General features: G+C 68.5%; 21 protein-coding genes. 4 read left to right on the forward strand and 17 right to left on the reverse strand.

All coding sequences use genetic code 11. From position 1 onward, the window contains the following. The first annotated feature begins 135 nt into the window (after nt 1-135). From HUW53_RS13890 to HUW53_RS13900, 3 genes are all read left to right on the forward strand, one after another. Entirely contained in the window at nt 136-2,097 is a 1,962-nt protein-coding gene (locus HUW53_RS13890; RefSeq protein ID WP_237346363.1) for a sigma-54-dependent Fis family transcriptional regulator, read from the forward strand. 162 nt (nt 2,098-2,259) lie between these two features. Next, nucleotides 2,260-3,657, forward strand: coding sequence for a DUF1800 domain-containing protein (locus tag HUW53_RS13895; protein WP_237346364.1), 1,398 nt, complete (start codon nt 2,260-2,262; stop codon nt 3,655-3,657). A gap of 2 nt (nt 3,658-3,659) precedes the next feature. Next, complete coding sequence (locus HUW53_RS13900) at nt 3,660-4,892, forward strand: DUF1501 domain-containing protein (RefSeq protein ID WP_237346365.1); 1,233 nt, start codon at nt 3,660-3,662, stop codon at nt 4,890-4,892. A 63-nt stretch (nt 4,893-4,955) separates the two neighbouring features. Here the strand turns inward: HUW53_RS13900 and HUW53_RS13905 are convergent, their stop codons facing one another. The 5 genes from HUW53_RS13905 to tlpA all read right to left on the reverse strand — a co-directional run bounded on the left by HUW53_RS13905 (nt 4,956) and on the right by tlpA (nt 12,747). Then, nucleotides 4,956-5,807 carry an alpha-amylase family protein gene (locus tag HUW53_RS13905; RefSeq protein ID WP_237346366.1) on the reverse strand — a complete coding sequence of 284 codons (852 nt, stop codon included), beginning with the start codon at nt 5,805-5,807 and terminating at the stop codon, nt 4,956-4,958. Nucleotides 5,808-6,028: 221 nt separating this feature from the next. Further along, the gene (locus tag HUW53_RS13910; RefSeq protein WP_237346367.1) at nt 6,029-8,143 is read right to left on the reverse strand and encodes a glycosyl transferase family protein; all 2,115 of its coding nucleotides are present in this window, start codon (nt 8,141-8,143) and stop codon (nt 6,029-6,031) included. Between the two features lie 20 nt (nt 8,144-8,163). Continuing rightward, complete coding sequence (locus HUW53_RS21985; RefSeq protein ID WP_237346368.1) at nt 8,164-10,206, reverse strand: cellulose biosynthesis cyclic di-GMP-binding regulatory protein BcsB; 2,043 nt, start codon at nt 10,204-10,206, stop codon at nt 8,164-8,166. A 170-nt stretch (nt 10,207-10,376) separates the two neighbouring features. Continuing rightward, the gene (gene wecB / locus HUW53_RS13920; protein ID WP_237346369.1) at nt 10,377-11,585 is read right to left on the reverse strand and encodes a non-hydrolyzing UDP-N-acetylglucosamine 2-epimerase; all 1,209 of its coding nucleotides are present in this window, start codon (nt 11,583-11,585) and stop codon (nt 10,377-10,379) included. Nucleotides 11,586-11,916: 331 nt separating this feature from the next. Next, complete coding sequence (tlpA, locus tag HUW53_RS13925) at nt 11,917-12,747, reverse strand: thiol:disulfide interchange protein TlpA (RefSeq protein ID WP_237346370.1); 831 nt, start codon at nt 12,745-12,747, stop codon at nt 11,917-11,919. 15 nt (nt 12,748-12,762) lie between these two features. On the opposite strand from tlpA, the gene argH reads away from it, so the two are divergent. After that, nucleotides 12,763-14,148, forward strand: coding sequence for an argininosuccinate lyase (gene argH, locus HUW53_RS13930; RefSeq protein WP_237346371.1), 1,386 nt, complete (start codon nt 12,763-12,765; stop codon nt 14,146-14,148). Between the two features lie 228 nt (nt 14,149-14,376). Here argH and HUW53_RS13935 read toward each other — a convergent pair whose 3' ends face one another. The 12 genes from HUW53_RS13935 to pqqA form a co-directional block, all read right to left on the reverse strand. Next, complete coding sequence (locus tag HUW53_RS13935; protein WP_237346372.1) at nt 14,377-14,829, reverse strand: c-type cytochrome; 453 nt, start codon at nt 14,827-14,829, stop codon at nt 14,377-14,379. A 193-nt stretch (nt 14,830-15,022) separates the two neighbouring features. Beyond that, a complete protein-coding gene (locus HUW53_RS13940) occupies nt 15,023-15,829 on the reverse strand; it encodes a formylmethanofuran dehydrogenase subunit C (RefSeq protein ID WP_237346373.1) in 807 nt (268 codons plus the stop codon). After that, nucleotides 15,826-16,743, reverse strand: a complete 918-nt coding sequence (fhcD, locus tag HUW53_RS13945) for a formylmethanofuran--tetrahydromethanopterin N-formyltransferase (protein ID WP_237346374.1) — start codon at nt 16,741-16,743, stop codon at nt 15,826-15,828. Before fhcD ends, HUW53_RS13940 begins: the two co-directional genes overlap by 4 nt. Further along, on the reverse strand, nt 16,740-18,407 hold the full coding sequence (locus HUW53_RS13950) for a formylmethanofuran dehydrogenase subunit A (RefSeq protein ID WP_237346375.1): 1,668 nt from the start codon (nt 18,405-18,407) through the stop codon (nt 16,740-16,742). Before HUW53_RS13950 ends, fhcD begins: the two co-directional genes overlap by 4 nt. Next, nucleotides 18,404-19,729 (reverse strand): molybdopterin-binding domain-containing protein, encoded by a 1,326-nt coding sequence (locus HUW53_RS13955; protein WP_237346376.1) that lies wholly within the window; start codon nt 19,727-19,729, stop codon nt 18,404-18,406. The genes HUW53_RS13950 and HUW53_RS13955 overlap by 4 nt, the downstream gene beginning before the upstream one ends. 354 nt (nt 19,730-20,083) lie before the next feature. Then, entirely contained in the window at nt 20,084-20,431 is a 348-nt protein-coding gene (locus HUW53_RS13960) for a hypothetical protein (protein ID WP_237346377.1), read from the reverse strand. Continuing rightward, a complete protein-coding gene (locus tag HUW53_RS13965; RefSeq protein ID WP_237346378.1) occupies nt 20,412-21,140 on the reverse strand; it encodes a hypothetical protein in 729 nt (242 codons plus the stop codon). Before HUW53_RS13965 ends, HUW53_RS13960 begins: the two co-directional genes overlap by 20 nt. Beyond that, the gene (gene pqqE / locus HUW53_RS13970; RefSeq protein WP_370877857.1) at nt 21,137-22,288 is read right to left on the reverse strand and encodes a pyrroloquinoline quinone biosynthesis protein PqqE; all 1,152 of its coding nucleotides are present in this window, start codon (nt 22,286-22,288) and stop codon (nt 21,137-21,139) included. The genes HUW53_RS13965 and pqqE overlap by 4 nt, the downstream gene beginning before the upstream one ends. 44 nt (nt 22,289-22,332) lie before the next feature. Continuing rightward, nucleotides 22,333-22,608, reverse strand: coding sequence for a pyrroloquinoline quinone biosynthesis peptide chaperone PqqD (gene pqqD / locus HUW53_RS13975; RefSeq protein ID WP_237346380.1), 276 nt, complete (start codon nt 22,606-22,608; stop codon nt 22,333-22,335). Then, entirely contained in the window at nt 22,605-23,378 is a 774-nt protein-coding gene (gene pqqC, locus HUW53_RS13980; RefSeq protein ID WP_237346413.1) for a pyrroloquinoline-quinone synthase PqqC, read from the reverse strand. Before pqqC ends, pqqD begins: the two co-directional genes overlap by 4 nt. Nucleotides 23,379-23,392: 14 nt before the next feature. Next, the gene (gene pqqB / locus HUW53_RS13985) at nt 23,393-24,292 is read right to left on the reverse strand and encodes a pyrroloquinoline quinone biosynthesis protein PqqB (protein ID WP_237346381.1); all 900 of its coding nucleotides are present in this window, start codon (nt 24,290-24,292) and stop codon (nt 23,393-23,395) included. Nucleotides 24,293-24,559: 267 nt separating this feature from the next. Further along, nucleotides 24,560-24,637, reverse strand: coding sequence for a pyrroloquinoline quinone precursor peptide PqqA (gene pqqA, locus HUW53_RS22110; protein WP_370640776.1), 78 nt, complete (start codon nt 24,635-24,637; stop codon nt 24,560-24,562). Between the last annotated feature and the right edge of the window lie 88 nt (nt 24,638-24,725).

Consider the following 24,725-nt stretch of genomic DNA (forward strand, 5'->3'; position numbering starts at 1 on the left):
ACGGTTCCATCCCGCCCGCGCTGGACGACACCGGAATAGTCGTGCGAAACTGTCGCGGATAAGAACAAAAATCTGCGACAGGTGTTGCAAGTTGCGACAGGTGTCGCAGGGGAGTGAAACCAGCCCGAGGTGCCGATGCTGCAGACCATCCCGTCCTGCGATGCCCAGCTGTTCTCGGCTCAGGCCGTGGCCGAGGCGCGCCAACGCTTCTTCTCCGGCGAGACCGCGCCACAGGGGATCGCGGCGCCGATCCTCCGCTCCTGGACCCGCTGCGTGGCGCATGGGCTGCCGGCCGGCGGGCGGCTACCGGCCGAGCCCCTGGGCGCCGGCGAACTGCGTCAGCGCCGCGAAAAGGCGGAATCCCTGCGCCGCCGTTGCCGGCCCGAACTGGAGGCGCTGCACGCCGACGCCGCCGTCACCGGCTCCCTCGTCATCCTCACCGATCCCACCGGCCTGGTGCTCGACACCGTGGGCTCGGCCGATTTCGCCGACCGCGCCGCCAAGGTCGCGCTGCTGCCCGGCGTGAGCTGGAGCGAGAGCGTGCTCGGCACCAATGCCATCGGCACCGCTTTGGTGGAGCGCCGGCCGCTGGAGGTGCGCGGCGGCGAGCATTATGCGGAAGCGCACGGCATCCTGAGCTGCGCCGCCGCCCCCATTCTCGACCCCTACGGCGACGTGATCGGCCTGCTCGACCTGTCCGGCCCCGCGGCGGTCGCCCATTTGCACGCCATGGGGCTGGTGCAGCTCGCCGTGAGCCAGGTGGAACATCGCCTGTTCGAGGGCGCCTTCCCCGGCCTCGACGTGGTGCGGTTCCACGCCGACGCGAGCTTCCTCGGCACCAGCCGCGAGGGCATCCTCGTGTTCGAGGACTATCGGCTGGTCGCGGCAAACCGGCCCGGCCTCGCCCAGCTGGGCCTGGGCTGGGATGCCCTGAAAAGCCGCCGCTACAGCGATCTGTTCGACGGCAGCCTGGGCCGCCCCGGCGAGGACCGCCGGGTGCGCAGCACCACCGGCGACACCCTCCATGCCCGTGTCGAGCGGCAACCCGCGCGCGCGCCGGCTCCCCCGTCCACACCGCGCGCCGCACCGGCTGCCGGACCGCGACCGGTCGCGGCGCCCGAGCCCTGCTTCGATGCGGCGACCGAGCAGGCCCTCGGCCGTGCCGTCCGCCTGCTGGAAGCCGGCGTGCCGGTACTGATCCAGGGCGAAACCGGTTCCGGCAAGGATATCTTCAGCCGCCAGATGCACGGGCGCTCCAGCCGCGCCGGGCGCCCGTTCGCCGCCGTGAATTGCGCGGCGCTGCCGGAGGGCCTGATCGAATCCGAACTGTTCGGCTATGAAGACGGCGCCTTCACCGGCGCCCGGCGGGCCGGCTTCAAGGGCCTCCTGCGCGAGGCCGACGGCGGCATCCTGTTCCTCGACGAGATCGGCGACATGCCGCTCGCGCTCCAGACCCGCCTGCTGCGCGTGCTTCAGGAGCGAGAGGTCACCCCGCTCGGCGGCGGCAAGCCGGTCCCGGTGGATTTCAGCCTCGTCTGCGCCACCCACCGCGATTTGAAGCAATTGGTGGATGCCGGCGCCTTCCGCGCCGATCTCTATTTCCGCATCGCGCAATATACCGTGGCGCTGCCGGCGCTGCGCCACCTGCCCGACCGCGAGGCTTTGGTGCACCGCTTCTGGCGCGAGCTGGCGGGCGGCGCGCCGGCACCCGCCCTGTCGGCCGCGTGCGTGGAGGCGCTGGCGCGCTACTCCTGGCCGGGCAATTTCCGGCAGTTCGTGGGCACGCTGAAGGTGCTGCACGCGCTGGCCGACCCCGGCGGCAGTCTTGGGCCGGAGGCGCTGCCCGCAGAGCTGCGCGACAGCGCCTTGCAGCAACCCCAGGCGGGCACGCGACCCAGCGCGCCGGACGAGGCGCCCCACGCGCCCGGCGGCGCGTGCATGGGGGACGACCTCCAGGCGGTCACGCGGGCGACCATCCAGGCCGCTCTTGCCGCCTGCAACGGCAACATCTCCATGGCGGCGCGCCGGCTCGGCATCCACCGCTCGACGCTGCATCGCCACCTTGCCGCCACGCCCGGCCACCGCAAGCCATCCTGACGCTTGGGCAGCGGGTCTCGACGACTGTTCATGCGCCGCCCCGGCCCCGGCCGGCGCCGCAGTCACGCATGTTCGGCCCCTCGGCGGTCATGTTTTCGGCCGGATGTTGCAGTCCACTGGCCTTTGAAAAGACGCCCCAGGCGGCGGCATCGAGGCATTGGCATGAGCACTTCCAACCCGTGGTCGGTTGCCACCGCGCGGTTCGGCCTCGGCCCGGATCCGTCCGGCGCGGCGCCGACCGGGGATGCGCGGGCGTGGGTGGAAAGCCAGATCGGCGTCTCGGCGACGGCCGGGCTCGATCCCGACCTGCCGCCGGGCGCGGAGAATGCGCGCCGCTGGCGCATCGAGCGGAACATCAAGGTGGCGCGGAAGAAGCAGCTCGCCGAAGCCGCCCGCCTCACCCAAGCCGGTCTCACCGTGCCGCCCGTGGCCCCGGCCGCCCCCGGCGGACCCCAACCCGCCCGATGGATGCGGCCGGGCGAGGAATTGCGGTCCCGCTTGCAGCGCACCCTCACGCAGAAGGAAACCCTGCCGGAGCGCCTGACTCTGTTCTGGGCCGATTATTTCACGGTATCGGTGAGCAAGAGCACGGTCTTGCCACTGGCCGGCCCCTTCGAGCGCGAGGCGCTTCGCCCCTACATTTTTGCGCCGTTCCGGGTCTTGCTCGGCCATGCGGTGACCCACCCGGCCATGTTGTTCTATCTCGACAACGATCAGTCGATGGGTCCGCAGTCCCCCGCCGGACGGCAGAAGAAGCGAGGGCTCAACGAAAACCTCGCGCGCGAAATCCTGGAGCTCCACACCCTCGGCAGCACCGGTGGATACACCCAGAAGGATGTGACCAGCTTCGCCGCCGTCCTCAGCGGCTGGAGCGTGATGAACAATCCGGCCGCCGAGACCTGCGGCCAGAGTCAGTTCCTCCGCGCCCGCCACGAGCCTGGCGCGAAAGTCCTTCTCGGCAAGACCTATCCGGACGTGGGCGCGGAACAACTCGCCCTGGTGCTGGACGATCTGGCCCGTCACCCCGCGACCGCGCAACATGTCGCAACCCGCATGTGCCGCGCCTTCATCTGCGAGACCCCGCCCCCGCAGCTCGTCGCGCGCATGGCCGAGACCTTCCGGCGGACCGACGGCGACCTGGGCGCGATGGTGCGGGTGATGGTGCGCGCCGATGAAGCCTGGACCGTCCCGCCCCGCAAGCTGCGCTCACCCACGGAACTGCTCCATGTGGTCACCCGGCTGCTGGGCGCGGCGCCTGAGCCGCCGGCGGTGGCTGAAGCCCTTGTGGCCATGGGGCAGCCCTATTTCAACGCCCCATCGCCCAAGGGCTGGCCCGACGAGGACAATGCCTGGACCACCGCCGATGGCATCAAGACCCGGCTCGACTGGGCGCGCGGCGTCGGCGCCCGGTTTCAGCACCGGGTCGATGCCCGCCGCCTGATGGAGGGACCCCTCCACGGGCTTCTCAGTGATGAAACGCGCACCACGGTACTGCAGGCCGAAAGTCAGGAACAGGCTCTGGCACTGCTCATCATGAGCCCGGAGCTGCAGAGGAGATGAGAATGCCCGCTGGAGGTCTGACCCGCCGCGCCTTCATGGCCGCTGCCGGCGCCACGGCCCTGTCCGCGCCGCTGGTGTCGTGGCCCTATGTGCCGCGCGCCTGGGGGGCATCCGGGCGTGATCCCCGGCTATTGGTGGTCGTGCTGCGCGGCGGCCTCGACGGCCTGGCCACGGTGATGCCCGTCGGCGACCCCGACTTCGCGGCGCTGCGGAACGACTTCCGCAATCCGAAGCTGGCCGAGGCACCATCGCTCGATTCCCTGTTCGTCCTCAATCCGGCGTTGCGGCACCTGTCGGCGCTCTACACCCGCAAGGAGCTGCTGCTGTTCCAGGCGGTCGCCACGCCCTATCGGGCCCGGTCCCATTTCGACGCCCAGGCGATGCTGGAAAGCGGATTGCCCGACTATGGCATCACCGCCGAATCGGGCTGGCTCAACCGCGCCTTGCAGAAAACGGAAGCCGGGCCCCGCCTGAAAAAGGCGCCGGGACTGGTGGTGGCGCCCACCGCGCCACTCATCATGCGCGGCGCCGCCCCGGTGGAAAGCTGGCAGCCGCAGGCTTTCTCTTATGTGGACGACGACACCCTGCAACGCCTGATGCAGCTCTACGAAGCCCGGGACCCCGAGCTGGCCCGCGCCCTTTCGGAAGGGGCTGACGTGGATATGAAACTCCACGGCGTGCAGAAGGTGGGGAACAAGGCCCAGGCGGCGGACAGTGTCCAGGGCTTCCCCGAGGCCATGAAGACCACCGGATTGCTGATGGCCGCGGCGGATGGCCCACGAATCGGGGCCATCAACTTCAACGGCTGGGACACCCACGCCCTGGAGGGGGCCTATGACGGCCGGCTCGCCAAGACGCTGCAGGCGTTGGACCATGGGTTCGCGGCCCTTGAGACGAGCCTCGGCCCGGTGTGGTCCGACACCGCCGTGCTGGTCATCACCGAATTCGGCCGCACCGCACGGGTAAACGGTTCCCTCGGCACCGATCACGGCACGGGCACCATCGCCATGCTGCTCGGCGGCGCGGTGTCCGGCGGGCGCGTGATCGCCGATTGGCCGGGCTTGTCCCAGAAGGTTCTGTTCGAGGGACGCGACCTGGCGCCAACCCTCGACATCCGCGCCGTCATGAAGGGCCTTCTTCGGGAACACCTCGACCTGAGCCCCGCCGTGCTGGCGACTGAGGTGTTTCCGGACAGCAGCGCGATCGTCCCCCTGCGCGGCCTGGTGCGGACCTGACGCCGCGCCGGCGGACCCAGCTTCGAGCCCGCGCGGCGCCGTTCGCGGCCGCGGCCGAAGCGCTCAGGTCCGCGTCAATTCATTGACAAGCTTGCGATCGAGATAGTGGGGCGCCTCGAACACGAAAGTGTCGAGGCCGCGATAGGCTGCGATCTGGGGGCGGATCTCGGCCGCCGTGGCGGGGCGCAGCTGATCGTTGCCGGCCGGGCGGAACGCCTCCAGGATCATGCGGAAGCGCTCGCGCCCGAGCTTGGCGATGAGCACGTCGCCATAGTGGCGGGCGGATTCCGGGGTCCGCATGTAAAGGCCGACGCCATCCTGGAAGAACAGCCCCACATCCTTGGGCAACCAGCTATCGACCCAATCGGCGAATGGGGCGGCGCCGATGTTGGAATTGTCGTAGGCGCTCACCCACAACGGTCGCGGCAGCGCCGAAAGCAGGGCCCCCATCTTGGGCGCATCCGCCCAGGTGGGGTCTGCCTCCACCGGGAAATAATAGCCCGAGGGGCGAAACGGCAGCGGTTTGCGCGCGATCCGCGCCGACAGGTCCACCAGCGCCGCCACGTTGCGGCGCGCATCGGGCTCGCTGGACAGGCTGGCGAGGCCGACGATGATGGAGCGCGCCCACGGCTCCTTGGAGATGCGCGCCCAATTGGGCGGGTCGGCGATGGTCTCGATGCCGAGGCCCGGCACGAACGCGATGCCGTTCAGGACGATCCATTGCAGCAGCAGCGCCTGCGCCCCCAGCCGCTCCCATTCCCCATAGGGATCGAGGGAACCCGCATGGATCTGCCAGACGATGCCGTCCACCATCCCCTCGGGAGCCGGGGGGCGGCGGTTGAGAAGCTGATCGAGGCCGATGAAGGCAAGCGCGCCCGCCGCTCCCGCGAGCAGCGCCGTACGTCGATTGATCATGAGTGTCGCTCACCTCTCCGGCCGCAGCGGGGCACCATATCTCTATCCGGAACCGGGGGCACGTCGGCGTATCGCGGCACCGCGCGGCACGCGGTGCAGGAGCATCGACACGACCGGTGTTGACAGAAACCTGCGCGCCACGACACCGGCGGCCGGAGAACCGGCCGCCGGTGTCGTGGTTCGAGAATGCAGGCGGGCGGCCCGACGCCGCCCGCCTGAGTTCAGGCGGGCAGAAGCATGAGGCGGCGTTGCTGCTCCTTCATGGTCTCCGTCAACGCTTCGGACGTCACGATTCCGCAGCGCACCAGATATTCGCCGATGCGGCCGTCCACGTCCGGGCGGTAATGCTCCATGGCCGCCTCGAACGCCTCGCGCCGCATGAGGCCCTTCTCGAGCAGCAGGTCGCCCAGCAGGGGCGGCGACTGCGCCCCCTCGAACGCCCGACCGGTGCCACGGATGAGGCGCAGGCCGTCGTTGATCTCGCTTTCGCGGGCGATCTGCTGCACCGGCAGGTCGCCCACCGACACCCGCAGCTCTTCGAGGGCCTTGTCGCTGAGCGGGGACGCCACCGCCACCACCAGGCGCCCGGTGGCATCGCGGCCAACGGGGACCACGCGCCGACGCACCATGAGATCCACCGGCAGCAGGTCGTGGAACGCCTTGACCATTTGCTCGGTGACATGGGTACGCGGCAGGTTGGACTGATAGGCGATGGCTTCCGCCAGCGTCTCGTCGTCCAGCCAGCCCTTGGAGACCAGGATCCGGCCAAGCGGTTGCTGCTGCCGGCTCTGCAGGGCCAGCGCCTCTTCCAGATGCTCCGGCAGCACCGCCTGCCACGTCACCAGCAGCTCGCCGAGGCGCTGGCGGCGATGGGCGAAGGCGTCGTTTTCCGGGAAGTCGTGCATGGTCTTGTCCCAGACGATGCGTCGACCAAGGAAGATATGCCCGAGGAATAGCTTCCAGGCCCGGAGGGTGGCCGCGAAGTTCACGAAATTACCCATCACCACCCGCGGCACGGACATGAGCCCCTGCTCCCAGCCATAGATGGCCGAGACGAAGTGGAAGCGCTGCACCAGCCGCAGCGCGAACGCGACGGCGTTGGCGGCCAGCACCGCGAGCAGCCAGCCTTCGGTCGCGAAGATGGAGGGGTAGCGCTCGGGGATGATGCCGATCTCGTTGCCGAAATAGATCACCAGGAACATGGCCGCGAGCACGTAGGCCACCACCGTGATGATGGAGGTCACCACGCCCTTGCGGTCACGCATCAGGAAGTATTTGGACGCAAGGCTGCCCTGCCAGCCCATGTGCTGCCAGCCCTGGAAGGCGATGCCCAGCGCCCAGCGCGCCTTCTGCCGGTAGGAGGTGCGGAAGGTGTCGGGGAAGAACTCGCGCACGCACAGGGGCATGGAGAGCTGGATCTCCTTGTCCCGGCCGAAACCGAAGAAGGTCTCGCGCTTCACGCGGTATTCCACCGGGAAGCGGGCGATGATGGCCTGCATGTGCGCGTCCTTCAGGCGCGCACTGATGTCATAGTCCTCGGTGAGGCTCGCGGTGTTGAACACCTCGCCCTGGTCCTGGGCCCGCAGATGCAGAACCGCCCGCCGCGAGAAGCAGGTGCCCACCCCCGCCGACGGCACCTCGCCCGCCACGCTCTCGCGGACCACGAGATCCTTGGCGTGCCATTCTGCGAACTCGTCCATGTAGATGCCGGCCACCATTTCCGACCAGTGGCGTTCCAGCGACACCACCGGCACTTGAATCATGTCCTTGCGCGGCAAGAGATAATTGAAGAAGCGCAGCTCCAGGGGATGCAGCACGTCCTCGCTATCGTGCAGGATGAGGCCGGCGAACTCGACGCCGGTCATCTGCTCGTGCTGGAAGATGGCGCGGACCACCGCATTCAGGCAGTCGGCCTTGTTGGTGGGGCCGGGACTGCGCGTTTCCACGCGCACCAGCTGTTTGTAGCGCCGCCGCATGCGCTCCACCTCGGCGATGGTGGCGGGGTCGTTGGGATAGGTTCCAACGAACACCATGTAGCGGCGGTAATCGAGAACACTCACCATGTTCTCGATCATGGCGGCGATCACGTCCGATTCCTGCCAGGCCGGAATCATGATGGCGAGCGGCTGCTCGTCCTTCTGATACAGGGCCTGGACCGACAGCGGGCGAATGAACGGCTCGATCGCGAACCGCCGATACACCCGCCGCGTCCAGTACCACGCATCGACGAACAGGTCGTCGATGGAGGACAGGAGGATCAGCACCGCCACCACCGCCGACATATATTCGACGACGCGAATAAAGTCGGCGAGCAGGTAGGGCCAATAGAGAGACATCGCGGCAATCCCCCGATGTCTCAGTTGCCCCGGCGACGCACGTAGGACGCGCGCATCAGCAGCAGGAAGAACAGCGCCGCCGCCCCCACGCCCAGGGGAAGACCCCATTCGGCGGAGTTCTGCCACAGACGCTGCAGGGTGGCGACCGGACCTTCGGTCTCGGTCACGCGGATCGTACCGGCCTCGGCGCCCGAGGCGGACAATTCGATCAGGGTGCCGTCCACGCCGACGAGGGCCACGTCGCCACGGGCGAGGCGCACCGGCTTCTGCGGCGTCACCGGCGTCGGGCCGATGGACTGCCACAGGATGCCGCGGCTGCCCTCGGCCCGCACCGCCTGCACCAGCGCCACGTTCTTGAGGCCGGTGATGTCGAGGATACGGGCGCTTTCGTTGCCGCCGACGATGACCCGGTCACCTTCCACCTTGGCCTTCAGGTCGGCGCCCTGGGCGGGCACGTCGAGGGCGAGGAACGAACCGGTGACGTGGAACGGCACGCCGGTGGGGTTCACCTCCAAGGTACTGCTGGAGCCGGCCGGAACGCCGGCCGCCGCCGCCGCGCGCACCACCCGCACCACGCTCGAACGGGCCGTGGCGAGATAGCTGTCGGGCACCACCACGCGGCCACCGCCGGACATGGCGGAGATCACGCCCAGGAAGTCCGCGCCAGACACCGAACCACCCAGCTCCAGGTTGGACGAAGGCAGCACCTGCACCGGAAAGGCCTGGGGCGTCTCGCGACAGCGGTCGCTGACCGGCTGGCGCTGGAAGCTCACGCGCAGCACGTTGCGGGCACCGAGGGCATAGACCGGGATCGCCGCCGACAAATGCTCCGGCTGGCCGTCGGCGTCGAGACGCTTGGCCGCGAGCAGCACATCGTTGAGGAACACGGCCACCACCGGCTCGGTGGTGGCAGCCCCGGGGGCCGCCGCCACGTCGAGATTCAACCGACTCGGCAGCGACGCTCCGGCGGTCGCCGCCGCGAGGTCGAAGTTCACGGCCCAGTCGCCACGGGCGAGCACGTCGAGATTGCCGGCCGCGTTGCCGAAGGTGGACAGCGGGATGGTGTCACGCACCATCGGCTGGGAATCCACCGACCGCACGATCACGTTGCCGGCCGAGATGGAGCCGCGCCAGAAGCTGTCGAACAGCTGCGCCGCCTTGGCGCCGGCGCCCGGCCCCACCGCGATCACCGGCCGGCCGGCGAGGGTCTGCAGGCTCAGCTCGTCGACGGCCACCACCGCGCCGCCAAGGCTCGCGGCCTTGCTGCGCCACTCGTTGAACAGGGCCGCATTGGGTCCGCCGAGCCGGGCCGAAAGCGCCTCCAGGGCGCTGCGCACCTGGCTGAGGAGCGTCGGATCGGCCACGATCATGTCCGCGCCCACCGGCGATGACGGCAGCAGCAGCAGCGCGCCCACCTCGGCCAGGTCGCGGATGCGATAGGTGTTGGCGCCGACAAAATTGGAGAAGGGCGCGACCACCCGAAGGGACGCCGGCACATCCAGCCCGGACACGTCCACCTCGTCGCCCACGTTGGGCAGGGTCTTCACCGTGATGCGCTTGCCGGCGGTCTCCACCGCGAGGCCGAGCCGCCAGGCGGTGTCGAAGCTCTCCTTGGCAAGGGGGCCGCCCGCCACCAGCACCGAGCCGGTGCCCGGCATGGCGCTCCAGGCGGTGGACAGGTCGCGCACATGGCTCGCGTCATAGGAATAGATGAAGCGGCTCGAGGGCATCAGCTTCAGCACATTGCCGATGGCCCGCTCGTCGGCGCACAGATCCTCGCTGATGACCGACGACCAGGCGACGCCGAAGCGCAGAAAGCCGGTCGGCCGCGGCGCGCCGGACACGTCGATGGTGCTGTTGAGCGCGCCCTTGTCCCCCTCCAGGCGGCGCGACATGATGGGATTGCCGTCCACCGAAACGACCATGGTGGTACGACCCCCGTCGCCACGCAGGTAATCGGTATTGACCACAAGTTGCGGATTGGAGAGCGGAACGCCCGCCGGCACCGGGATATAGAGATCTCGCCGCGCATCCATGCCCTGGAACACCACCGGCGCGTCCACGCCAAGGTCCCTCAGGGTCACCTCACGGGTGATAAGGCGGTCCTGGATACGCTCCTGGAGCGCCGAGGCTAATGGATCCGCGGATTGTGCAAATACCGGCATACCGAGCAAGGTCAAGGCGACCAAGCCGGCTGGGATTGCGCAAGCCGCGCGACGTGCAGGATGAGGTGTCATGTCATTCTCTCACGATGGCGGTTGGGTGCATGCGCGGCCCCCGCGAGGGAGCGTTGCAGCGGTGACGAAATCTCGGGCGCGAAAGCCGTGACCGGTCGCCCGCAGATGCGGTCCACGATGCGGCGGCAGGCCATGCCGTCGCCGTAGGGATTGATGCGGTTGGCAAACCGCGCATAGGCGGCGGTGTCGTCCAGCAGTGTGGCGACCGCCCCCACGATGGCCTCGCGGCGCGTGCCCACGAGTTGCACGGTGCCGGCGTCCACCGCCTCCGGCCGCTCGGTGACGTCTCGCATCACCAGCACCGGCTTGCCGAGGGCGGGCGCCTCTTCCTGCACGCCCCCGGAATCGGTGAGCACCAGATGGGCGCGCTGCATCAGGCGCTGAAACGGCAGGTAGTCCAGGGGCGCCACCAGATGCACGTTGGCACGGCCCGTCAGGGCCTCATGCACCGGACCGCGCACATTGGGGTTGAGGTGGACCGGATAGACGATCTCCACGTCCGCCCGCTGCGACAGGTCGGCGAGCGCCCGGCAGATATTCTCGAACCCGGCGCCGAAATTCTCCCGCCGGTGGCCGGTGACGAGAATGATGCGCTTACGCGGATCGAGGCCGGCAAACGGCCGGTCCAGCTCGGCGGCGAGCACCGGGTCGGCGGCAATGCGGGCCTGGGTGACCTGAAGCGCATCGATCACCGTATTGCCGGTAACCAGGATTTCCCCCTCGAGCTGCTCGCTTTCCAGGTTCGCGCGCGAGCGGGCGGTGGGCGCGAACAGAAGATCGCTGACCACATCCACCACCCGGCGGTTCATCTCCTCGGGGAACGGCTGGTCCAGATGGTAGGTGCGCAGGCCCGCCTCCACATGCCCCACCGGAATGCGCCGGTGAAAGGCGGCCAGCGCCGCGGCCATGGCGGTGGTGGTATCGCCATGCACCAGCACCCGGTCGGGACACACCTCCGCCAGCACCGGATCGAGGGCGGCGAGGGCGGCGGAGGCCAGGGCGTTCAGCCCCTGGTTCTGCGCCATCAGGCGCAGGTCGAAATCGGGACGGATGTCGAACAGGCGCAGCACCTGGTCCAGCATTTCCCGATGCTGGCCGGTGACGCAGACGAGCGAACTCAGCCCCGGCTCGGCCGCCAGGGCCCGCACCAGAGGCGCCATCTTGATCGCTTCGGGCCGTGTGCCGAAGATGGACAGAATTCTCACAGGATCCGCCACACTGATTCGAGGAGACCTTGCCACTGCCCTAGGGTGTCAAGGTCTGGAAACCCATCTTCTTGTGTGTCGCCAAATTCCCGGCGGCGCAAGGGAAGGCTGAATCTATGACTAATTTTTTGCTATAAAATGATACCATTTCCCTTAAGGCACATCAGGGTCGCACGACAGGTGCTCTCGAAACCTTAAGGCGCGAGCACCTGCCACCCCAACGGCATATTAAGGTTTCTCAGGGGTTTACCGCCTGCCGGCAACGGCCACTCCAGGGCCGGGATAGTCGCGGGAGCAGGCTGCCCGCCGTCTTTCACAATCTAAGGACGCATCATCCGCGCGGGACCACGGTGGCTGCCGCGGGCGCCTGCAACCGGGTGTGGTCCGCCCCGATGGCGGCCTTCACCAAAGCCTGTGCATCGGCGCCGCCCCAGGCCGCAGGCCCTGCCAGGAAGCCGAGTTCGCAGCCCTCGCCGTCCACCAGCAAGGTGGTGGGCAGGCCGAAGCCGCGCCCCACGGCGCGCAACGCCTGGAAGCTCTGGCCCTTCGGATCGGCAAACGGACGCAGGTGCGACACGCCGATGTCCCGCAGAAAGGCGCGGGGCTTGTCCAGGTCCCGCGTGTCGAGATTGATGGTCACCACCTCGAAGCCCGGACCGCCGAGGGCCGCTTCCAGATGATCGAGCTCCGGCATTTCCTTGCGGCAGGGCACGCACCATGTGGCCCACAAATTCACCAGGAGCACCCGCCCCCTGAAATCGGCAAGGCGCACCGGAGTGCCGTCGTCGGCCAGAAATTCGAGATTCGGCAGCGCCTTCGGGGTTGTTGTGAGCTTCAGGGCGGCGAGATCCCCCTTGGCGAACGGTTCCAGCGCCCGCGCCCGGGCGGGGGCGGCGGCGCAAGCCCCTTCGCCGGAAACAGGAGCGGACTGGGGGGATTGCGCCGTTTCCTGCGGTGGCACATTGCCCGGAAGGCGGTTCATCCCGTATAGGGCGAGCGCGCCCACCGTCGCGCCGAGCACCACGCCCAGGGCGACCTGGGCAATGGTGGGGTTCAAAGACACGCGCCGCGCGCCGCCACCCTGGCCGTCCCGTGGGCCATCCCCGTCCGTCGTCCGACGTTCGGGATCGGTCTTGGGGCGCGCCTGTTCGGAATTGGTCATCACCGGAGGTCCGTCATGAGCAACAAGATGTGGGGCGGGCGCTTTACCTCTGCTCCCGACGCCATCATGGAGGAAATCAACACCTCCATCGGCTTCGATCAGCGTCTTTACGCGCAGGACATTGCCGGCTCCAAGGCCCATGCGGCCATGCTGGCCGCCCAGGGGATTATCGCCGGCGAAGATGCGCAGAAGATCCAGGAGGGTCTAGACACGATCCTGTCAGAGATCGAGGCCGGCACCTTCACCTTCCGCCGCGAGCTCGAAGACATCCACATGAACGTGGAATCCCGCCTCGCCGAGCTCATCGGCGCGTCCGCCGGGCGCCTGCACACCGCCCGCTCGCGCAACGACCAGGTGGCCACCGACTTCCGCCTCTATATGCGCGACACCATCGACGCCCTCGACGCCCAGCTCGCCGACCTGCAGAAGGCGCTCGCCGAAAAGGCAATCGCCCATGCCGACACGGTGATGCCCGGCTTTACCCATTTGCAGACCGCCCAGCCCGTCACCTTCGGCCACCACCTCATGGCCTATGTGGAGATGACCGCCCGCGACCGCTCTCGCTTCAAGGACGCCCGCGCCCGCCTCAACGAGTGCCCGCTGGGTTCGGCGGCGCTCGCCGGCACCTCCTTCCCCATCAATCGCGAAGCCACCGCCGCCGCCTTGGGCTTTGCCCGGCCGACCGCCAATTCGCTCGACGCCGTCTCCGACCGCGACTTCGTGATGGAGACCCTCGCTTCCGCCTCCATCTGCGCGGTCCACCTGTCGCGCTTCGCCGAAGAGGTGGTGATCTGGACCTCGCCGTCGTTCGCGCTGGTGAAGCTGTCCGACGCCTTCACCACCGGCTCCTCCATCATGCCCCAGAAGCGCAATCCGGATGCGGCCGAATTGGTGCGCGCCAAGGCCGGTCGCATCATCGGCGCCCTCACCGGCATTCTGGTGGTGATGAAGGGCCTGCCCCTGGCCTATGCCAAGGACATGCAGGAGGACAAGGAAGGCGCCTTCGACGCGCTCTCGGCGCTGTCGCTGGTCATCGCCGCCAGCGCCGGCATGGTGCGCGACCTCACGCCCGACGCCGGGCGCATGAAGGCCGCCGCCGGCCAAGGCTATTCCACCGCGACCGATCTCGCCGACTGGCTGGTGCGCGCCCTCAACATCCCGTTCCGCGAGGCGCACCACATCACCGGGCGCATCGTCGGCATCGCCGCCGACAAGGGCATTGCCCTGGATGAGGTGCCGCTGTCGGAGATGAAGAGCGTGGACCCGCGCATCACCGACGACGTCTATTCGGTGCTGTCGGTGGAATGCTCGGTCACCAGCCGCACCAGCTACGGCGGCACCGCCCCCGAGCGGGTGCGCGCCCAGGCGGAGCGCTGGCTGAAGCTCCTCAATGGCGAGTGACGCAGCGACTGTTTCACATGAAACAATCACTGAATCATTGAAAGCGGCAGGACTGCCGCGACCAACGATCCATCAAAGACAGGGCGGCGAAACCACGGTTTCGCCGCCCTTGTTGTCTGGTGGCATGCCATGCCGCATGTGCACGTCCCGCAACCGACACCCGGTCATTGCGCCGGCCAAAGTCGTCACGCACTGGCGGCAAGCCGCCCGAAAACGCGGGAACCAGGGCTATTTCTTGGTTCCATCGGCGTCGAACTGCGACAGGAAGGCGATCAGATCGGCGCGCTCCTGGGCGTTCTTCACACCCGCGAAGGCCATCTTGGTCTTGGGCGCGAGATCCTTCGGATTGGTGATCCACGCTTCCAGGTTCGCCGGCTCCCAGGCCTTTCCGGCGGCTGCGCCGACCTTGATCTCATCCGAATAGGGATAGCCCTCGAAGTGCGCCCAATGGGCACCAACGATGCCGTTCAGCGGCGGCCCGACCTTGGTCTTGGCATTGGGGCCGACCGCATGGCAGGCCATGCACTTCTTGAACACGATCTCGCCCTTGGCCGGGTCGCCGGCGGCCACGCCGCTCGCCGCATCCGCCGGCGCCGCCGCGCTCGGTGTCACGGCGTCTTCGGCGGCGACCGCCCCGGACAGCGCAAAAAAGGTCAAGGCGCTCGCAAACAGCACTCTCATCAGGCTTCCTCCCTGGAACACGCGCCGATCCGCCCGCGCCGCAGGTTGATCGGTTCACGCGTTCTCTTTTTTGAAATCTTGTTCCAAGTCATGGAGCCGGCTTCCGCCGGCTTACTGAGAGCATTGTTCGCAAGTCCGGACGCAGAACCGATCCGCACTTGCGCTGGAATTGCTCTCGGCGTCTGCCGCAGCCTCACTGCAGCAGCAGAATCTCGCCTTCCCCGCCCGCCAGCCGGTTGCCGGCGAGCCGCTGCGCGCGCCCGGACAGGCCACCGCCGAACAGCGCCGCCAGTTCCGGCACCCGCCGCGCCAGCAGCAGCAGGGCGATGAAGTCGTGACTCCCGGTATCGACGAAGCCGGGCGCGGGCGTTTCCGGCGCCTGCGCGAGCAGCAAGCTGCCGCGCCGCATGCCACGCCCCGCGTCGGGTCCGATCCGACCGGCCACGGCAATGGTGCCGGCGACAAGGTCCAGCGCCGCCCCCGCACCGGCATCGCCGGACACCAGAACAAGACCGCCGCGCAGCCGTTCGCCAAGGCCGGGCCCGGCATCACCCGACACCAGCACCAGGCCGCCGCGCATGCCCAGGCGCTCCCCCGGCAAGGCACAGCCAAGGCGTGGGCCGGCATGGCCGGACACCTCGATGCGCCCGCCCAGGAGACCGGCCGCGAGGCTCTCGCCCGCATCGCCGCGCACCACCAGCCGTCCGCCGGCCATGCGCGCGCCGGCCAGGGCACCCACCGGCCCCTCCACCAGGATCTCGCCCTGTTCGAGGGCGGTGCCCACGCCGTCAAGCCGCGGATCACCGCTCACCACCAGGGCCGCGGATGCGACCGCGCTCACCTCGAACACGTCGCCCAGCGCCACGCGCCGGTTGCCCAGGAACACGGGCTTGCGCGCCACCTCGTCCGGACCAAGCCCGGCGAGGGCGGCCGGCGTGATGCCGGAGAAATCGAGCCGCGCCTCCAGCGGGGCGGTCAGCTTCAGACGATAGCCGCTCATGCCTTGCCTCCCGCGTTCGCCATCAGCTCGCGGAGCTTGAAATGGAAGGGGCCGAGATTGCCGCCGTAATTGCCGGCATCGATGGCCACCACGCCCGCTTCGGCGCCAAGCTCGCACACCGCCGCGATCCCCACCCGCATGCTTTCGGCCACTTCCTTTTCGCCCAGCCCGTCGATGACGATTTCCATCACGCTGCCCACATCGTCAGGCAGCGCCGAAGGCACCACGCCGCGCAGGGTGGGGCAGTAGGCATCATTGGTGGAGGCAATCAGCCCCGCATATTTCGACCCGACCTTCGAGCCCGAGCGGACCACCCCGCCGGGGAAGGGCAGCACCGCGCCTTCCACCGTGCCCATGGCGTCCACCGCCGCCTCGGCGGCGGAAAGGGCCGCCGCCCGGCTGCGGGCCAGGATGAGGAAATTGCCTCCGCCCACCGCCGAGGTGACGGAGCCCGAAATCTCGTCACAGACGAACTCGCCCTCCATCACGGGGATGCGCCAGATGCGATCCTCCCCGATCTTCTTCGACATCTGATGGCCATCCGCGAAATAGCGCAGCGCCCGGCCGAGCGGGATCGCCGGCCCGCCCTTCACCCCCGCATAACAGGCCGAGGTGGGCGAGGTGAGCACGCATTGCCCGACCCGCAGCGGCACCACCTTCTTCAGGTCCTTCAAGGACATGGCGAAGATGAGCACGGCTACGCCCGGACGCCCGTCCGGGGTTTCGCTCGCCGGCAGCTCGCGCTCGATCGCGGCCTCGCAGCCGCAGCCGATGACCGAGGTGGCAAAGCCGGTCATGGTCGCCGCGGCGGTCCGCGCCCAGCGCGGCGTATCGGCGGTGATGACAAGGCGGGTGCCCGCCATGGGAAAGGCTTCCGCGAAGCTCTCGCGGATCTCGACGCCATTGATGATCATCGGGCGCTCTCCGGCGCGGTCGCCACCAGCTCGGGGCCTTCGCCACCGCGAATTTCATGGTCGGCGATCTGGTAGTGCTTGGATTTCAGGCCCACCGCCTCGTCGAACCAGCGCTCCATGCGCTTGTCCATGAGCGGGTCGGACGGGGGATGCACCGCGAAAGTACGGCCCTTCTTCAGCGCCACCACGGCGCCGTCGCGCACCACGATGTCACCGTCCTTCAACACCAGGCGCGGCGCCGCGAACATGGCCTCGCGGTCGGCCTCCTCCCGGTAGAGCACCACATCCGCCCGCGCGCCCGCGCCGAGGTGGCCGCGGTCCTTCAGGCCGAGGGTGCGGGCCGGAGCGGCGCGGGTCATGATGGCGATCTCCTCCAGCGTGTATTCGCGGGAGATCTCGGCAAGCCGCGTATGGGCACGGGCCGCCTTGTGGATGCGCGCGAGCTGCGCGTCCCGGAACGGCTTATCCATTAGCAGCCGGATGAGGTGCGGATAGGAGGTGAACGGCCCGCCGTTGGGATGATCGGTGGTGAGGTAGACCCGCCACGGGTCTTCCACCAGCAGGAACAGCTCCAGGCCGATGGCCCATTGCAGCGCGTTCACGAACGAGCTGTCACGGTAGTTGAACGGCACCACGCCGCAGCCGGCATCCATCTCGATGTCCATGCCGATCCACTTCTTGGGATCAGCGATGCCATGGTTGCGGTACTGGGACATGAGGTCGCCGGACACCGTGACCGTCTGGCCGAACATGATCTGTCCCACATCGATCGAGATGTGGGGATTGGCATTCACCGCTTCCGCGATTTCCACCGCGCCCGAGGAAAACTTGCGGTCGCCCTCGGTGCCGTAGGAATGGAACTGGATATGGGTGAGGTGCAGCGGCCAGCCCTCGGTCGCCCCGATGGTGGCGAGCGTGGTCTTCACATTGCCCGGCACACCAAGATTGCAGCCGTGCAGATGGATGGGGTGCGGAACGCCGAGTTCCGTGACCGCCCGTTGCAGGGTGTTCAGGATGCGGCGCGGGGTGAGGCCGTAATGGGGGCCAGCCTCGTCAAAGTCGAGGGTGCGCCCGTTGAACTTGAAGGCGTTGATGCCACCCGGATTGACGATCTTGATGGCACAGCACTGGGTGGCCTTGAGCATCCAGGCCACATAATCGTTCACCGCCTGCTGGCCTTCCCCCTCCGCGATCATGCGCAGCAGGAAGTCGTCATTGCCCAGCACCAGGAAACCGCCGGTGTCGAGATTGGGAATGTCCGCCATTTCGAGATGGGCATGGCGGGCATTCGCCCCCACCATCGCCGGCTCGAACGCGGCGGTGTAGCCCATTTCCGAATAGCGGCAGCCGGTGGCGTGGGTGGTGGGCGCCGCCCGCCCGCCGCCGCAGCCGCACAGGACACCGCCGAACGGCTCGGGAAACTTCGCCCGGTCGTCGTTCATCAGCAGCCGGCCGAGGTTCACCTTGCCGCCGGCGATATGGGAGTGAAGGTCGATACCGCCCGCCAGCACCACGCAGCCGGAAGCGTCGATGACCGCGTCGGCGGCCTTGGCGTGCTCCTCCGCCGCGACGATGCGACCGTCCTCGATGAGAATGTCGCGGACCTGGTCCACGACGCCATTGGTGGGGTCGAACACCCGCCCCCCGGTAATGCGCGTGGTCATGCCGCCCTCCTGAGGCTTTCGAGAATGGCGGACGCCGCCTCGGCGACGCTCGGCAGTTCCGCCGGCCGCAGTGCCGTCAGCGGCAGGCACACCACCGCATCCATGCGGAAGACATGGCCGTTCTGATCCACGCCCGGCGTGCCGATGGGAATGAACACGTCCGGCTCGCGGACGAAGACCGTGTCGGGATGGGCGAGCGCGATCACCGGTCCCCGGCCGAAGTCCGGCGGCGCATCCGGCCGGAAGGCGGACACGTGGACCATGAGGTCGGCATCCTTCAGCGCCGTGGCGCTGGCGTAGAGCTCCGGCGCATGGCGGGCGACGCCGCCGCCCACCGCCGTGCGCAGCGGATAGCCGAAGCGCCACAGGGCCATCTGGTGGGCGCCCGTGAGATTGTCACGCCCGCCCAGGGGGAAGACGGCGGAACGGGTGGTCGGGTTGAGCAGGTCGACCGCCTGGGCGGCGGCCTCCGCGACGCTGGCGGCATCGCGTCGGCCAAGCGTCGCCGCATTCCACACGAAGACCGAATATTTCGCGGCCTTGAGCGCCTGGGCGAGGCTGGCAAGACCCTCGCCTACGGCGCCATCGAGAGCAGGAACGCCCTCCACCCGGCGCCCGGCGAGAAGCGCCGCAAGCCCGTCGGCGGCCAGCGCCACCTCGGCCGGCGGCACCACGATCTCGACGAGGTCATGACCGGCGAGCGAACGACGGGCGCCCTCGGAGAGAATGTCGCCGATCACCACCACCCGGCGGCGCCCCTCCACGAACAGGGGGGCGGCGAGGGCATCGGCGCCGCGGGCCGGAACCGCCCGCTCGAAGAAGCGGTGGAAGCTGAGATCGGGGTCGGCGCCGAGCACCACCAGCAGGTCGCAATGATTGCGCACCTCGGCCAAGGTGGCGGCGATCCAGCCCCGCCGCGACAGCCGCTCCAGATTCGCGAACAGGCCCTCGGACGCGGCATGGTCGAAGCTCGCGCCGGTGACCATGGCCATATCGAACAGCCGGCTCAGGCCATCGAGATCGGCGCCGAGGCCGGTGATGGCCGCGGCGCGGCTCGCCTTCAGGTGCCCGGCGGCGGCACGCGCCGCATCGGCGAGCGTCGCGTCGCGCCCGCCGATGCGGGGGGCCGGAGCCGGGGCGTCCTTGCGCGCCAGGAGCCGGCCAGCTTCGGCACAGGCTTTCACGGGACGAATGGTGCGCCCACGAACCGCCACTTCCAGATCATCGCAGCCAAGGCCGCAGAAAGAGCAGACCACATCCGTCACGATGCGTTCGGCCCCGTCGCGGGTCCCGTTCTCACGGGCCACGTCGTCAGTCGTCATGATGTCACCGTGCGAACAGCGCGAGGGAATCCGGGCGGCGCGCCGGGGCGGCACCGGGCCCATGCGGGGGCTGCGGACAAGGGGATGCTATGGGAATAGCGGGGCAATCAGCGGCCATGGCACTGCCTTGGATGGGAGAAAAGGACCCGATCAAGACGCCGCGGCGGTTGCCCGCTTGTCGTTGCAGTGCGCTTCGAGGATGTGGTCCACTTCAGGAACCGCCCCGTGCGCCATGCGTCTGTTCTTGGAGCGGGAAGCTAACACAGTCGATCGCGGCTTGAAAACCCATCACCTGTGCGGCACCTGCGAGCAGATGTTGTGCACCGCGACACGCGCGGCGCACAATCGGCGTGTTCACTTGAAGCAGCGGACCTCGGCTTCCGCCTGGGCGCGCCTGAGGTCAGCGATGGTGTCGTCATACATCTTCACACCGCGGAAGACGGAAGCCGCCTGCCCCACCCCCTGGCGCATGGAGAGGATGGTTTCCGCCTCCACATAGCGGTCGTAGGGCAGGATGGAGGCCAGGGTATCGACCGAGCAGGCGCACCGCGTCATGGCCTCCCGCGTCTCGCCGTTGGCGCCCATGCAGCCGATCACATAATCCACCCGCGCGGCGGTGGGATAATCGTTGGCGTCGAGGGCCAGCGCGGGGCTGGTGAGAACGAGGGCGAGGGCGATGCCCTCAAGAGCCTTGCGGATCATAGGTCAGAGCCTCCTCCCACAGGCGGCCGTCCTTGACGTCGGCCGTGATCGTCATGCGCACGAACTCGCCGGGCAGGTCCGGCGCCACGTCGAACGTGTAGGTGAGCGTATCGAGTCCCCGCAGCCGCTTGGCATTCGGATCACCGGCGAAGGGCGCCACCTTCACCCGCCAGCCCTTGTAGGCGCGGCCGCCGACGGTGAACTCGGCCGGCGTCACCTCCGCCTTGTCCCGCAGGGCGGCGCGAATCGCATTCTTGAAATAGCGCGGATTGCCCAGGAGCTTGCCCGATAGGTCGGCGACGTGATTCTCCAGAAAGAGAATCAGCACCGGATTGCCGGTGACATCCTCAAAGGGGCCGGCGGCGCGGTGGCGCTCCGGGCCGAAGAAATCCACCTTCAGCGTGCGCGCCCCCGCGGGTGCACCGGCGCTGGCGGGCTCGACCTCCAGCTTGATGGTGTCGTCGAACGACGGACCCAGCTCCGGATCGGTCATCTTGCGACTGTAGCGATAGGTCAGCGCATGGCCCGGCTGGGCGGCTTCGAGTTGCGGCGTGTCAAACAGCAAAGCGGCGGCCGATGGCGGCGCGGCGACCTTCTGGGCCGCCTCTTGTGTCGCCTCTTGTGCGACCTCTTGGGCCCCGGCCGGGGCGGCGAGCGCGGACCCCAGCAGAAGCGCCAGGGCGGCACCGCGCAGAAATGGGACAGTCACAGGTGAGCCTCCGCCTCGCGCGGCGCCGGCGCGCCGCCGATGGTGCGATAGATGTAGTCGGGAGCCGCGCCGGTCGCCTCAAGGGTGGCGAGCGCCTCCATGCGGGCGTGAAACGGTGATTTGGAGCAGGCCGGATCGGTGGCCGAGGCATCGCCCACCAGCGCCATGGCCTGACAGCGGCAGCCGCCGAAATCCATGTCGCGCCGCTCGCAACTCTGGCAGGGTTCCGGCATCCAGTCGGTGCCGCGAAAGGCGTTGAATGCCGGGTTCTCACGCCAGATGTCGCCGAGCGCGCGATCGCGCACGCTCCAGAAGTCGAGGCCGGGAATGCTCTCCGCCGCATGGCAGGGCAGCACCTTGCCGGTGGGCGTCACATTCAGCGTGCGATGCCCCCAGCCGCCGGTGCAGGGCTTGGGATAGCGGGCGTAATAATCGGGGATCACCATGTCGATGACGAGCACCCCTTCGAGCCGCTTACGCGCCTCCTCCACCAAGGCGATGGAGCGGTCCACGTCGGGGCGGGCCGGCATCAGGGCGGCGCGGTTCACATAGGCCCAGCCGTAATACTGCGTGTGCGCCACCTCCAGCCGCTTCGCCTTCAGCGCGACCGCGAGCGCGAGGATGTCTTCCACCTCGTCGATGTTGCCCCGGTGGATCACCGCGTTGAGGGTCAGGGGCAGGCCCAGTTCCACCACCCGACGGGCGAACGCGAGCTTCGCCTCGTGCCCGCCCTTGTAGCCGCCGATGCGGTCCGCGGTCGGCGCGCTGGCCCCCTGCACCGAGAGCTGCACATGGTCGAGCCCGGCGTCGAAGAGCGCATCGATCATGCCGGGGGCGCGGCCGATGCCGGAGGTGATGAGATTGGTGTAGAGCCCCTCCTTCGCGCAATGGGCGGTCAGCTCCACGAGGTCGGGACGGGCGGTCGGCTCGCCGCCGGAAAGATGGACATGCAGCACGCCGAGGGCCGCCGCCTCGCTCAGCACCCGCTTCCAGGTGGCGGTGTCGAGCTCGCCATCGCGGCGCTCCAGCTCCAGAGGGTTGGAGCAATAGGGGCAGCGCAGCGGACAGCGGTGAGTCAACTCCGCCAACAGGCCGATGGGATGGCCGACCGGCGGCTTGCGCGCCGCCTTCGGCCCTGGCTCGATCACGTCCGCGGCCAACTCCGGGCCGGGCGCGCTCTGGCTGGTCTCGTTCATCGTTCGATCACCCGGCGGGCGACGAGATCGCCGATCATGGCGAGCACGTCGCCGGCGATCACCTCCCGCTGCTCGTCATATTGAACCGCCAGCGCATCCACGATCTCGCCACAGGTGCGCGCGCCGTCCACCAGCGCCAGCACCGCGGCGGCGATGGCGTCGATGTCGAACGCGCGCTCGGGGGCGAGCAGGACATGGCGTTGGCGCACCGCGTCAAATTTCAGCTTTACCCCGCGCGGCAGGCGGGGCACGTCGGTTTCCGCGGCGATCATGTGGCGGCCAGACCCACGCCCGGCACCCACGCGCCCGGCGCCGGCCAGCCCGGCTCCACATAAGCGAAGTAAAGCGCGTCCAATTGCGCCCACAACACTTCGGTCTTGAAGGTCAGGGCGCGGAGAACCGCCCTCTGCTGATCCACCGTGCGGGCATTCGCCTTCACATAGTCGAGGGCAAAATCCGCATCCTTCGGCGCCTGATCGAGCCGGCGGCGGAAATAGGCCACCACGGTCTCATTGATGAAGTCGTAATGGGCGAGCATGCCGGAAATGCGCTCGGCATGGATGCCCGGCGCGAACAGCTCGGTGAGCGAGGACGCCACCGCCTCCAGCAGCGTATGCTCCGCCACGAAGCGCACATAGGCTTCCACCGCGAACTTGGTGGCCGGCAGAGCGCCCTCCTTGGACATCACATAGTCGCGGTCGAGGCCGAGCCCGTCGGTCAGCACCAGCCAGCGCTCGATGCCGCCCGAATCCTCGCCATAGCCGTCATGGTCGGTGATGCGGTGCAGCCATTCGCGGCGCAGCTCGCGATCCTCGCAGCGGCCCATGAGGGCCGCGTCTTTCCGCGGAATCGCGGACTGGTAGCAATAGCGGTTGAGCGCCCAGGCCCGCACCTGATCGCGATCGAGCTGGCCCGAATGCAGCAGCTTATGGAACGGGTGCAGATTGTGGTAGCGCCGCGCCCCCACCGCGCGCAAGGCCTCTTCCAGCCCCTCGGGGGTGAACGGCGTGTGCGTGGGCGCGGGCAGCGGCTCGCGGTTGATGTCGAGATGCACGGTCACAGCGCGAACTCCATTCCGTCTCGGGCGACGATCCAGCCCGCCGCCTCCACCGCCAGCCGCTCGGGCGAATCCTCGATCAGCGCCGGATTGGTGTTGTTGATGTGGATGAACACGCGTCGCGCCGCCGGAATATCCGCGAGCAGGGCGATGGTGCCGTCGGCCCCCGACATGGAGAGATGGCCCATGCGGGCGCCGGTCTTCACGCCGGTACCGGCGAGCATCATCTCGTCGTCGCGATAGAGCGTGCCGTCGAAGAAGAGGAGGTCCGCCCCCGTGATCCGCGCGCGCACGGTGTCGGTGATGGCCGCGCAGCCCGGAATGTACACGAGCCGCCTGTCGCCCGCGGTGACGGTGACGCCCACCGTGCCACCGGTTTCGGCGCCGATGACGAGATTCTCGTCTTCCTGCCACAGCGGCACCTTGCCCGGCACCGAGAACATCTCCAGCGCAAGGCCGGGCACCGGCGAAAAGGTCTCGCCCAGGGCCACCGTCTTGCGCGGCACGAGGGCTTCGTTGACCACGCCGAACACCGGATTGCCATTCACCATGCCCAGCGTCTCGGCCGTGCCGAACAAGGCGAAGGGCTGGGATTCCCGGAGCGTCAGCAGGCCGGTGATGTGATCCACGTCGCCATTGGTCACGACCACGGCGGAAATGGGTGAATGGCGCTCCCCGAGCCGCGGATGCAGCGCCCGCGTGGCGGCGATCTGCGCCCGCAGATCGGGCGACGCGTTCAGCAGCATCCAATGGATGCCATCGCCGGACACCGCCAGCGAGGACTGGGTGCGCGGGGTCACCCGGGGATCCCCGCCCCAGGCGAGAGAGCAAACCGGACAGCGGCAATTCCATTGAGGAACGCCACCGCCGGCCGCGGAACCGAGAACGATCGCTTGCATGATGAAGGGCGACACCCTTGATGCGCGACCCACCCGTTGTCCCGGATGCGGCCCCGCGCTCGGATCAGACCGCCAGGGCGGCATCCGCGCGCCTGCGCGCCCGGAAATCGCTCTGGCCTATCGAGTTTGCGCGTGTCCCCTGCGAACGGGCCTTGGCCCAGCTTGAAGACGCGCCCGAAACGGCGCCCCGACCAGCATCACACCGGGATCGCCCAGCGCCGCACGGATCGCCCGAAGGCCGGCGGGCATGCCGCGCCGGCCCCGGTTTCAGAAGTCGGCCGGCAGATAGGCGGTGACTTCCATGCCGACGCAGACTTCGCACACCTGAGGCTTCTGCCAACGCATCGTGATTCCTCCTCGTCTTGAGTTCGTATTGAGTTCCTGATTTTCATAAGAAAATCATAAGAACCAAGCTGTAATGATCGCTCACTAC

Origin of the sequence: Xanthobacter agilis (genome assembly GCF_021730435.1) — a bacterium.
GTDB lineage: Bacteria > Pseudomonadota > Alphaproteobacteria > Rhizobiales > Xanthobacteraceae > Xanthobacter > Xanthobacter agilis.